At 49.2% G+C, this 11,939-nt stretch carries 10 protein-coding genes; all 10 read right to left on the bottom strand.

Annotated features, from left to right (window positions below; all coding sequences use genetic code 11):
- Positions 1-127: 127 nt before the first annotated feature.
- The gene (locus tag FH749_03475) at positions 128-661 is read right to left on the bottom strand and encodes a DUF456 domain-containing protein (protein ID MTI94537.1); all 534 of its coding nucleotides are present in this window, start codon (positions 659-661) and stop codon (positions 128-130) included.
- Complete coding sequence (locus tag FH749_03470; protein MTI94536.1) at positions 642-1,892, bottom strand: hypothetical protein; 1,251 nt, start codon at positions 1,890-1,892, stop codon at positions 642-644. Before FH749_03470 ends, FH749_03475 begins: the two co-directional genes overlap by 20 nt.
- A gap of 13 nt (positions 1,893-1,905) precedes the next feature.
- Positions 1,906-2,721, bottom strand: a complete 816-nt coding sequence (locus FH749_03465) for an AAA family ATPase (protein MTI94535.1) — start codon at positions 2,719-2,721, stop codon at positions 1,906-1,908.
- Positions 2,722-2,934: 213 nt separating this feature from the next.
- Positions 2,935-3,180 (bottom strand): RNA chaperone Hfq, encoded by a 246-nt coding sequence (hfq, locus tag FH749_03460; protein ID MTI94534.1) that lies wholly within the window; start codon positions 3,178-3,180, stop codon positions 2,935-2,937.
- Positions 3,161-4,150, bottom strand: coding sequence for a tRNA (adenosine(37)-N6)-dimethylallyltransferase MiaA (gene miaA / locus FH749_03455; protein ID MTI94533.1), 990 nt, complete (start codon positions 4,148-4,150; stop codon positions 3,161-3,163). The genes hfq and miaA overlap by 20 nt, the downstream gene beginning before the upstream one ends.
- Complete coding sequence (locus tag FH749_03450; protein MTI94532.1) at positions 4,147-4,929, bottom strand: hypothetical protein; 783 nt, start codon at positions 4,927-4,929, stop codon at positions 4,147-4,149. The genes miaA and FH749_03450 overlap by 4 nt, the downstream gene beginning before the upstream one ends.
- Positions 4,926-6,650, bottom strand: a complete 1,725-nt coding sequence (mutL, locus tag FH749_03445; GenBank protein MTI94531.1) for a DNA mismatch repair endonuclease MutL — start codon at positions 6,648-6,650, stop codon at positions 4,926-4,928. Before mutL ends, FH749_03450 begins: the two co-directional genes overlap by 4 nt.
- The gene (mutS, locus tag FH749_03440) at positions 6,640-9,195 is read right to left on the bottom strand and encodes a DNA mismatch repair protein MutS (protein MTI94530.1); all 2,556 of its coding nucleotides are present in this window, start codon (positions 9,193-9,195) and stop codon (positions 6,640-6,642) included. The genes mutL and mutS overlap by 11 nt, the downstream gene beginning before the upstream one ends.
- Complete coding sequence (gene miaB / locus FH749_03435; GenBank protein MTI94529.1) at positions 9,188-10,519, bottom strand: tRNA (N6-isopentenyl adenosine(37)-C2)-methylthiotransferase MiaB; 1,332 nt, start codon at positions 10,517-10,519, stop codon at positions 9,188-9,190. The genes mutS and miaB overlap by 8 nt, the downstream gene beginning before the upstream one ends.
- A gap of 180 nt (positions 10,520-10,699) precedes the next feature.
- A complete protein-coding gene (locus FH749_03430; protein ID MTI94528.1) occupies positions 10,700-11,656 on the bottom strand; it encodes a hypothetical protein in 957 nt (318 codons plus the stop codon).
- Positions 11,657-11,939: the final 283 nt, after the last annotated feature.

The following is an 11,939-nucleotide window of genomic DNA, read 5'->3' as shown; positions in this document are numbered from 1 at the left end:
CCATATGGTGAAGGTAGTTGTCCAGGGAGAATTGCTCTAATTCTCCCTTCCATTCTGGTCAGCTTGTCCGGCAATTTGCGGCCAATTAATGACGTCTACTGGTGGGCATTATGGGTTAGCAGTTACATTAGATTGCAAAGATATAGATAAAGAGCGTGACAGTATAGTAAACCCACACCGCCAGTTTAAAAGCTGTAGCGAAGGCGTAACCCACAAGCGAACCAAACGCAATTGAAGTGGCCTTCTGAAATTGCTGACCGTTTATCAGTTCACCCACCAAAGCTCCGGTGAAACAACCGATCAGCATACCGGGAATGTTAAAAAGCACCATTCCCCCAACCAGTCCAACAATAGTGCCGACCACTCCAAGAAAGCTGCCGCCTCTTTTTTTTACACCAACCAGGGTTGCCAGCTGGTCAATTATCAGTGTAGCTGCCGCCAGAACACTTAAAATAACCATTGATCCAGCTGCAAGGCCCAACCGGCCCAGCCACCAATAGTCAAGGGCCACCAGCAGCCAAAGCACCGGTATTCCGGGCAGTCCTGGAATAATCACTCCAACAAGTGCAAACAGCAGTGCCAACGCGGCAACAAAGGCGTTAACGACTAACTGCAGATTCAATCCCCTCTCCCCTTCTCGCTTATTGCTTAAGTGCAGCAAACGCCTCGGTCAGGGCCAAAAGCCCATGCTCGATGCCTAGACTGCCTTGGACGTAGACTATATACGGCGGACAAGCTGGACCATCAGCCGACAACTCAAGGCTGGCGCCCTGGATAAAGCTTCCTGCCGCCATCAAAACAGGTGAATTGTATCCTGGGATTAACCCCTCGGTGGGGGTGACAAATGAGTCAATGGGCGAACGGCTCTGAATCGTCGAACAAAATCTGGACATCAGATTGCGATCATTTAGAACGAGCGTCTGGACTATGTCATGTCGGGATGCTTTCCATTGCGGATAAACCTCGTAACTCAAAAGTTCGCCCATAATGGCTCCATAACGGGCCACAGTGAGCGCCTGTCCTACCCAGTGGGGAGCGAGGAAAAATCCCTGGAAGATCGAGCGCAGCATCGTGCCGGTTGCGCCCATATCAGTTAAACCCGGCGCCAGCAGTTTTTGCTCAGCATTGGCCACCAAATCAGCACGTCCTGCTATGTAGCCTCCGGTTTCGGCCAGGCCGCCACCGGGATTTTTTATCAGTGAGCCGGCGATTATATCTGCGCCGCATTGGCTTGGTTCAAGTATCTCCACAAACTCTCCATAGCAATTGTCCACCAGAACAACCGGCCGGTAAGTGCAACCATTGAGCCAGTTTGTAAATTCATCGATGGCGCCGCAGGATAATGGTGCACGCAGGGAATAGCCCCTGCTCTTTTGCACATAAATCACTGCTGTGTCCGCGTCAATCCAATCCTGGATTTTATTGTAGTCGAAATCACCGGTCTCAGTTAAATCAACAGCATCAAACTCTATCCCTATTTCCTTAAAGCTGCCTGGACCATCGGCGGCTAGCACCGACTTCATTGTCGGATAGGGTTCGCCGGTCACCGAGAGCACCTTCTGCCCGGGTTTTACATTGGCGCTCAGCGCCAGCCAAATTGCGTGGGTCCCCGAGACAATATTGGGACGCACCAAAGCCCTCTCAGTATCAAAAACCGTACAGAAAACCGCTTCCAGCTTCTCTCTGCCTAAATCATTGTACCCATAGCCTGTGCTGCCCCACAAATCATCAGCGCTGACTTTGTGGCGGCCGAAAGCTTTGAGCACTTTATCCTGATTGGCGAAGGATGTATCAGAATACTGTTGTGTGCTTAACCTTGTTGCGGCCTCTTCAATTTCTGTTCCCAGGACGGGATAATGTTGTTTAAGATACTTCGTGGGAAAAGGATGCATAGTTTTCCCCCTTTTAGATTCCTTCTGCTTGTGTGGCTTGAGACTGAAGGATATCGCATGATTCTAGTGTTTGCAGCTGATCTTTTGTAGGACTGGTCACATATTTGAGCCGTAGGGCGTGGCGACGGATTGCTAGTTCCAAAATGTTTCTGACCAGACGTGCATTGCTGAAGTCTTCAGTGCCGTACAAAAACCGCTGCTCCAAAATCTCTCTCAGCCGGGCAGTTGCCCGGGCTGTAAGTTTATATTCACGCTCAGCCAACATTAACTGAGAGATTTCCAATAGTTGTTTAATTGTATAGTCGGGAAAATTTAGTTGAATAGGAAACCGTGACTTTAAGCCGGGATTAAGACGCAGAAACTCTTCCATTGGCGCAGTGTAGCCAGCTAGGATTAAGACAAATTCATCTTTATGGTCCTCCATCGCCTTGACCATGGTGTCTACAGCTTCCTTGCCGAAATCTTTTTCGCCGCCCCGGGCCAAAGAGTATGCTTCGTCGACAAATAGAATTCCGCCCATTGCCCGCTTAATCTGTTCCCTGGTTTTCTGAGCGGTGTGCCCGATATACTCGCCAACCAAATCAGCGCGTTCAATCTCCACCAGATGCCCTTGGGGTAAAACTTGCAATTGAAGCAGGATTTGTCCTAGCAAGCGGGCAACGGTAGTCTTTCCGGTGCCGGGATTGCCTTTAAAGATCATATGCAAAACCAAGGGCTCATTTTTTAAGTTAAAGTTCTCCCGATGTTTCTTTATGTTGATATATGCTTCTAGTTCTGACACCAATTGTTTGACATTTCCGAGACCGATTAAATTCTTTAGGGTTGTCATTGGAGCAGAATCCTGACTAATCGAAACGTTCGTCAGCTGTTCTCCTCCTAATTTACCTTGGGTGAAAACCCGTTCTGCACCCGGTCCGTAACAGCTCTTGATGCCCACAGCAATCCCTCCCCTGATTAACTGTATGCATCAGTATATGCAGAATCCTTCCCTGTTGTCCGTACATACACCGACCCCGCAAGTAAATGCAGGGTCTGGCGCTGCTTACATACTGCTGTCAAGCTTGTCAGGATTCAGGCCAACTGCTTTCTGGGGAATGATGGTTGAAATGGCGTGCTTATAGATTAACTGCTGTTTTCCATCACTGTCCATAACAACTGTAAAGTTATCAAACCCGCGCACAAAACCCTTTATCTGGTAACCGTTAAGCAAGAAAATAGTAACGAGGATATTATCCTTTCTGATTTGGTTCAAAAACAAGTCCTGCAAATTAAGTTTGTTCAATTGTATCCCTCCGCGCTAATTTATCCTTATTTTTACTATTCGTGAAAGTTCCTGATTTTCCTGCTATCAGTACAGAAATAGTGTCTACAGTTTTGGCAGGATCTCTGTTATCCAGCCAGATAATATCCTGCATTGACCGAAACCAGGTGAGCTGCCGTTTAGCATAACGGCGGGTGTCCCGCTGCAGGTGTTCTAACATTTGTTGTTCAGACCAAATTCCCTTGATTAACATTCCAGCTTGTCGGTAGCCCAGGCCCAGCATCGAATTGGCGTCGGCAGCGAAGCCCATGGAAATTAACATAGAATACTCTTGTGGTAAACCTGCCGCCGCCATAGCCTGTGCTCGACGGTTTATTTTAGCGTACAGTGTTTTCCGGGGCATTGTCAACCCAATAAGTAACGGAACGAACGGTGATTTGGCCCGAGCCTCGGAATGTATCTCACTAGGAGCGCGGCCGGTGAGGCAATAAATCTCCAAAGCCCGCAGGACCCGGCGCTTGTCCCCGATATTAATGCGGCTGGCATCTTCGGGGGCAACCTGGGCAAGCCAGCTGTACATATGTTTTTCGCCCTTTTGTAACCACATTGACGCAAGTCGTTCCCGGGTTTGTGGGTCGTGGGGCAATTGATCTAAAGGATAATTCTCAATCAACGCCTTTATGTACAATCCCGTACCGCCGGCAAGGAGTGGCAGCTGTCCCCGGGCAGCTATTGCTTCAATAATGTCTCCGGCCTGTTTTTGGTACATGGCCAGACTGTAATTGACATCTGGAGTGACAATATCCAGCATGTGGTGGGGAACCCGGGCCCGGGTCTCCTTATCCACCTTGGCGGTTCCAATATCCATGAACTTGTATATCTGCATCGAATCTGCCGAGACAACTTCGCCATTAAAGCGCAAGGCAAGTTTTACAGCCACATCAGATTTGCCGGAAGCAGTGGGGCCGGCAATTACCGGCAGCAAAATCTTCTTCATAAACTCCCCCCTGGGGCGTAAATTCCATATGCTATTTTGCTCCCTTTCCCTCCGATTACCCTGTCCAGACCTAATTTTTCAAAGTCAAAAAACGAACGCTCCTTGACAACAACTACTCGCCGAGCCACCCGGGCCGCTTGTTCCAGAACAGCTTTTGTCAGCGTGTTATATTCGGCCAAGGGTCGGAGCGGCGTAAATGCTGAAGACTTCTGGACAGGAATGGCAAACATCGGGTCAAAGTAGACAATGTCATATGATTTTGCCGGTAATTGGTTGAGGAATGTCCTGTAATCAGCGTGAACCAGGTTAATTCTTTCCACAGCCGCCTGCAGACGCGACGGCGCCATTTTGGCACGGATACCTTCCCGCACAACAAGATAAATATACAGCGACGCTTCCAAGGCGGTAACCTGCCCGTGGTCGCCAACAACGAAGCTCGCGACAATACTGTCGGCGCAAAGGCCGGCGGTGCAGTCTAGGACCTGATCCCCTGGTTGCAGTTGCATAGCGGTACAGAGGAAATCCTCGGCGCCCTGACGCAGGTTTTTGATTCTAAGCGCCGAAAGATTTGGATGAAAGAACAGTTCGCCGGCAGTGGTGTGGCAGGCAAATTTTTGCTTTTCCACCAAGAGTACCTGTTCATATTCACTAATCAAAAGCTCAAGACTCAGATTGCCACGTTCTATAAACGGGATACCCGTCTCCAAACTGAGTCTATTCGCCCTTAGACGGGTGGAATTGTCTGGTTTGCGAGCGGTGGTTAAAATCGCCATTTTCATCTCCTGGCAAACATTTTCTCTAATTGCATGCGGTTAAATGCGACCTTGATGGGCCGGCCATGGGGACAAGTTGCGTTATTTTTGCAACGATTAAGTTCGTCAAGCAGCGCCCTGGCCTCATGAACACTAAGCTTTTGATTAGCTTTTAGGGCGGCCTTGCAAGCCATCAACATCAGCGCCGCGTCATTATGGGATTGCAATGAGGTCTCAACGCCGGAGTTCAATGTCTCAACAATTGTTAGTATATCCTCCGGCGACAGGACCTTTTTAAATAAAATCGGCACTTCCCTGACAATCAGGCCGGTCTCTGTAAGATTAAGTCGAAATCCCAATGCCGTTAAATCGCTCAAATGGCTGCGAACATATTGATACAGATGAGCAGGTAGTTCGGCTTCCACAGGAACTACCACCTGACTTGCTTTTTCGCCACTTGCCAGTTTTGCTATGAAATGTTCGTACATCACGCGCTCCTGGGCAGCGTGCTGATCAATCAACACCAGCTCCGTGCCGGTGGCTACCACCAAAAAAGAAGCAAAAACCTGACCGAGAATTTGCGTTTGTTCAGTAGCTGCCCCGGTTTCCCGGATCTCGATTGATAATTGAGTCGGCGCTGGAGCAGTTTGTTCTGGGGGGTGTCTGAATATCGGCGCACTTATATGTTCACTAGGCGTGGCCGGCGTACTAATTGGCGCTGTATATTCTTGCCGGCGATTGATTCCCGGCAGCGCAGAAGAACTTGCAGGTGTCAACGCTTCCAGACAGCTATTGAATAGCAACCGGAACAAGATATCTGGGCGGGCGAATTTTACCTCACGCTTTGTCGGATGCACATTCACATCCAATTGGTCGCTGGGCAGCGTGATATTAAGAAACACAACCGGATGGCGCTTGACAGGAAGCAGGGTATGGAACGCTTTTTCCACCGCTGCCGAGAGCAGTCGATTGACAATTGAGCGACCGTTAACCGTAAAGAACTGCATTTGGCGGTTGCTGCGATGCAACCGGGGGCTGCCGATGTATCCATCAACCTGGTACCCTTCCAAACAGCCGGTACAGGGCAAACAAGCTTCAGCAGTATCCAATCCGGCAATGCTTGCTATCGCCTCGGCTAATTTGCCTGCTCCCGGTGAACTGAGCAGTTGACGATTGTTATGTTGTAAACTGAAACGGATACCCGGGTGGGCGATTATTTGCTGCTGTACCGCTTCACTGATTAGCGCCAGCTCGGTGGCATCTTTCTTAAGGAACTTATTTCGTGCCGGAGTATTGGCAAACAAGTCCTCGACAGTAACAGTCGTCCCGCTGGGACAGCCCGCCGGTTTGACTGCACCGGGTTCGCCATATTCGACCCGTAGCTGGCTGCCTGTAACGTTTTCAGCCGTGCGGGTGATAATACTCAAACGTGAGACTGCTGCAATGCTGGCCAGAGCTTCTCCTCGGAATCCCAAGGTAGTCAGCGCCTCAAGGTCGCTGTCGCTTGTTATTTTGCTAGTGGCATGGGATTGGACCGCCAGTTCCAAATCGGCGGCCTCCATCCCCTCACCGTTATCGGCGACTTGAATCAGCTCTCGGCCGGCAGCTCTAACAATTATCGAAATCTGGGTACTGCCAGCATCAATAGCGTTCTCCATTAGCTCCTTGACTATCGATGCTGGACGTTCCACCACCTCGCCAGCGGCGATTCTGTTGACAATTTCCGGCGGCAGCAATCTAATCTTCATAGTTCACACCACTCCCCGGCAGCGAAGCCGCTTTTTGCTGTAACCAGGCAAGGATTTCCCAGGCCTGACGGGGCGAGATATCGTCGGGGTCTAAGGCAGATAATTGCCTGATTATCTCCTGAACACCAGGGTCAAGGGGCGCCCGGGTTGCGGCAGTTTCCCGCACAACCGGCGTCTCTGCAGAGCCTTCAGCAATCATAGTTTCTAAATACTGACCGGCAGCAGCAATTAATTGCTCCGGCAAACCGGCAAGTTTGGCAACATGGATGCCATAACTGCGATCACTGCCGCCAGCAATGATTTTATGCAAGAAGGTCACTTCTCCCATTGATTCTGCCACTTGAACCGAGCAATTTTCCACCCGTTCCAGCTCTTCCAGAGCAGTTAGTTGATGATAATGGGTGGCAAACAAAGTTTTGGCTGTTATCCCAGGAGTGTTGTGCAGATATTCGATGGTGGCCCGTGCAATGCTTAGGCCGTCGGTGGTTCCGGTGCCGCGTCCAATCTCGTCCAGCAGGATCAGGCTGTTGGCTGTGGCCCTGCGCAGTATGCGCGCCAGCTCAGACATTTCCACCATGAAGGTGCTCTGGCCTGATGCTAGGTCATCACTGGCACCAATACGGGTAAAGATGCCATCTAGGACGCCAATTCTGGCCGCTTCGGCCGGCACAAAAGAACCGACATGGGCCATGAGCGCAATCAGAGCCACCTGGCGCATGTACGTAGACTTTCCAGCCATATTCGGCCCGGTGATAATTAGAATCTGACTTTGGCCGGTATCCAGCGTGCAATCATTGGCGACAAACTGATGCTCGCCAAACTTCTCCACAACAGGATGCCGACCTTCTGTAATAACAAGACAGTCACTGCTGTTCACCTGCGGACGGCAATAGTTGTTGCTCACTGCCACTTCTGCAAGGGAGATAAAACAGTCGATGGTTGCCACCGCCCGAGAAGTGGCTTGTATCCGCGCCGAAAAAGTAGCAACATGTTCCCGCAGTTCACAAAACAATTGGTACTCCAAACTATGCTGGCGCTCATGGGCGGAAATAATCTTTTCCTCCCACTCCTTAAGTTCTGGCGTGATGAATCGCTCTGCGTTTACAAGAGTTTGTTTGCGAATAAAGAAATCGGGAATTGCGTTCAAATTGGCACGCGTCACTTCAATGTAATAACCAAAGACTTTGTTAAAACCCAACTTCAAGGACTTAATTGTTGTCTCTTCTTTTAGCTTTTGCTCATAGCGTTTTAACCACTCGCTGCCATCTGAAGCAAGCGCCCGGAGCGCGTCCAGTTCCTCTGAATATCCCGAGCGGATTATATTTCCCTCCCTGATGGTCAGCGGCGGGTCAGGTTGCAGCGCCTTGCCAATCAGGCCAGAAAGTGTTTCAAACCCTGTCAAACGGTCTCTGGCCGCTTGCAAAAGGGTCGGCAACTCCATGTCTTGAAGCAACTCAGAAAGCCCTGGCAGGGCATCCAGAGAGGTTTTAAGGGCATTAAGATCCCGGGCGTTGGCAGTATTATAACTGACCTTTGTTACGATGCGTTCCAAGTCGTACATATCCGCCAAAAGCCGTTGCAGCTTTTTACGGACTAGAAAATTGTCTGTCAGAACTTCAACAGCGTCCAGGCGCTCATTAATTCCCTGGGCATCGGCCAGGGGCGTAATCAACATCTGTCTCAACAGCCGCCCGCCCATGGCAGTGCTGGTGGCATCAAGAACTTTGAGGAGCGACGGGCCGCTGCGATCGCCGCTGAGGGCGCTAACCAGTTCCAGATTGCGCTGGCTGACTGCGTCCAGATAGAGATAGCGGTTAAAGTCCCGCCAGGAAAGTGTATTAAAATGCCTGGCCGAGAGCCGGTGCTTGTCCCCTAAATAGGCGAGAATCATTGTCGTTGCCCGGCGGGCCAGCGGATGAAGCCATACCGGGTTATCCTTCGGCGCAAAATCAGGGTCCGCCCCTGCCTCAGCTGCTGTTGTGACGAAGGGACCGCAAAACTGCCTGCTCAACTCCGGGGGCACAAGGATTTCTCCCGGCGCCAGGGCCGAAATAATGGCCTCGATTTGTTCCCGAGGCGCTTCCAGTTCCGAGCAGAAAAATTCACCGGTGGAGATATCCGCATAGGCCACTCCCCAATTACGCCCTTCCCGGCACAACGCCAACAGCCAATTGTTGCGTGTTGGGTCCAGAAAATTGTCCTCAATAATTGTTCCGGGAGTTATTACCCTGGTGACTTCACGACGCACCAGGCCCTTGGCGGCCTTGGGGTCCTCCACCTGGTCGCAAATAGCTATCTTATACCCCCGCTTCACCAGCCGACTCAAGTAGTTTTCCATGGCATGGTGGGGAACACCGGCCATGGGGATTCCGTCCTCTTTATTGCCGTCACGACTGGTCAGGGCAATATTAAGCTCCTTTGCCGCCTGCACGGCATCATCAAAAAACAACTCAAAGAAGTCGCCGACCCGAAAGAACAGCAGGCAATCGGGATACTTGTCCTTGGTGTCCCTGTATTGCTGCATCATGGGAGATAATTTAGTCATTTCCGTCCATCACCTGCCCCACTAAATTCCAGGTCTTGGCTTCTGTTATTGTAACCTGGGCCTGTTTACCCAGAAGATTGTTTGCACTGGCTGCAAAAACCAGCTTATTTCCTTCGGTGCGCCCCTTAAACATAGCTTCTGTTTTATCCTCAAAGAGGACGTTAACAGTTTGTCCGATAAGGGCCCGGTTGCGTTTGAGACTGATCTCGTTTTGCAGGGCAATGAGTTTTTGTAACCTCTCCCGCTTGACAGCGGTCTCCACCTGAGCCTCCATGCCCGCGGCGGGAGTACCTTTGCGGGGCGAGTACATAAACGTAAAGGCCGAATCAAATTCTACTTGCCGGAGTACAGCCATTGTCTCGGCAAAATCCGCCTCGGTTTCGCCAGGAAAGCCAACAATTATATCGGTAGTCAAGGCAATATCAGGAACTTTCGCCCGGATCTGCTCTACCAATAGTAAATAATGTTCCTGTGTATAACCCCGGTTCATTTCGGCAAGAATCCGGTCGCTCCCGGCCTGTATTGGCAAATGTAGATGTTTGCAGACTTTATCCAGGCCAGCGATGGCATCAATCAGTCGCGCCGAAACGTCCCGGGGGTGTGAAGTCATAAACCTAATCCGCCAAAGACCGCCGATTTGATTGACTGCTGCCAAAAGCTCAGCGAAATCAGGTTTGTCCGGGAGATCCTTGCCATAACTGTTGACATTTTGCCCAAGAAGCGTAACCTCCCGGTAACCTTCATTAACCAGGCCCTCAATTTCTGCAATAATATCTGCCTGGGAACGACTCTTCTCCCGCCCCCGGACAAATGGGACGATGCAATAGGTGCAGAAGTTATTGCAGCCCCAATTGATATTGACAAACGCCTTCAGCCCGGCGGAACGCCGGGCGGGAGCGTATAATTCTTGCTGCTGACGTTCCTCCCACACTTCAAGTATTTGTTTACGCTCCATCAGCACCTGTTCCAGGTAAGTGTCCAGCTGTTGAAGATTATGGGTGCCAATGATAATATCCATGAACGGAAACCGAGAGCGGATGCGCTTTGCCACCTGTTGTTGCTGGGGCATGCAACCGCATATTCCCAGAAGCATATCCGGGCGTTTTTCCTTTAGTTCCCTCAATTTGCCCAAAAGGCCAAAAACCTTTTGCTCCGCCTTGTCTCTCACAGTGCAGGTATTGACCATGACAATATCGGCAGTATCCATAGAATCGGCAGGTTTCATCCCCCGAGCGCTAAAGATTCCGGCAATTGTTTCACTGTCACGTTCATTCATCTGACAACCGTAGGTCCTTACAAAATATGTACGGGGTTTTATTGTCATTTCCAGTCCCTCCGCTTGGCTAATCACATATCTCTATTGTAATCAAAAATAGACAAAAAATAAAACCCCCTTAGCTGCATAATCAGCAGATCTATAAGCTGTAGTTTCCTTCCTAAAAAAATATTCCCTCGTAGTAAAACTGAGGGAACTTAATATTAGCATCATATTAAAACAAATAAATTACGGTAAAAAAGACCTTCTCCACTCATAGTTGAGATTTTTTCTTGCAAACATATCGTATAACACATAATCTAAAGTATTATTGAAGGTATAGCCAAAATTCCACTCAGGCTGCCATGGGTAATCACGATGATTTTGATGCTGCAGACCGGGATACCATAGATGTGTAGCGAAGCGCAAACTTCCACTATAACTAACCCTGTGGCGCATTCGTTGTAACGGCATCGCGCTATAGTTGTATGTGTTTGTTGAATATGTGTTCCACGACCAACCTACCTGCGGCCCAGCTCCGGATAAAGACAAATTTACTGTCTGATTGCTGCCTAGATTTGAACTAGGTGCATAATCGATTAAGTTATCGCCAGCCTGAATAACAATTGAACACTCGTCTCTATCTCGGACCCAGGGACTGCCGTGGGCTTCTCCCGCTGCAGATTCGTTTGTGAGCGTGAGGCTTACATACTGATACCACGGGTCGCTATGATTCTCTAGCAATCTCACTGTCCCATACTGAGTAAAAGAGCCAATGGTACTTAAGTAAGCTGTGAAAATTTTACTTACTATTCGGTGCGACCGGTTCTTTATAGACCAGGTTCCATCTGTAGGCATGTTTTGGACAGACTCGGAATAGTTATCTTCATCAGACAACTCATGTTCAAAGGTTGAGTCATAAAGTTTCGCTACATGGTTCATGATATTTTGGTCAAATTCAGGTGTGTCTGATAGTACATGAATCTGCGCAATGCCATAGTTGGTTTTTAAAACACCTGTTGCCAGTAAATAGTCTTCTTTGTCAAAGAGTATTTCTTCTGCATTGTCTAGTCCAATAGTTTGCTCGTACAGGACATCGTGGTGCTCAGGCTGAAGATCATTGCCAACGACATAAACTGCCTTTCCTGACTGGAAAAGTTCAACAAGGATTTCCGAATCTCTTGCGCAATTAACTAAATCATCCACATTGATTATAACTGAATTAAACCGATCGAACGAATGGTTGGGATTCGGCGCTGAAGAAAGCTACATTATCAGGAACATCTAGATCACAAAGAAAATGTCCTGATTTTGCGTGGTTGTCCGAGGATTCAAGAAGGCTTGGATTAACTGCAACAAGCAGACAAACGATTAGACCAAATACGATGGTTCTACTCATTTGAATTCTCCTCCATTTTTTTAGCCGAGGATTTCATTCCGCTGATAAATAGTTATAAATGGAACTTGTTAACAAAAGCTTGAAAAATGT

The organism is Bacillota bacterium (assembly GCA_009711825.1).
Classification (GTDB): Bacteria; Bacillota; Proteinivoracia; order UBA4975; family VEMY01; genus VEMY01.
This window is presented reverse-complemented; position numbering and strand designations above follow the sequence as displayed.

Coding starts and splice junctions, on each gene's coding strand:
- FH749_03470 (MTI94536.1), bottom strand. CDS start 1,892: ATGCATCCTTTTCCCACGAAGTATCTTAAACAACATTATCCCGTCCTG.
- FH749_03465 (MTI94535.1), bottom strand. CDS start 2,721: ATGACAACCCTAAAGAATTTAATCGGTCTCGGAAATGTCAAACAATTG.
- miaA (MTI94533.1), bottom strand. CDS start 4,150: ATGAAGAAGATTTTGCTGCCGGTAATTGCCGGCCCCACTGCTTCCGGC.
- FH749_03450 (MTI94532.1), bottom strand. CDS start 4,929: ATGAAAATGGCGATTTTAACCACCGCTCGCAAACCAGACAATTCCACC.
- mutL (MTI94531.1), bottom strand. CDS start 6,650: ATGAAGATTAGATTGCTGCCGCCGGAAATTGTCAACAGAATCGCCGCT.
- mutS (MTI94530.1), bottom strand. CDS start 9,195: ATGACTAAATTATCTCCCATGATGCAGCAATACAGGGACACCAAGGAC.
- miaB (MTI94529.1), bottom strand. CDS start 10,519: ATGACAATAAAACCCCGTACATATTTTGTAAGGACCTACGGTTGTCAG.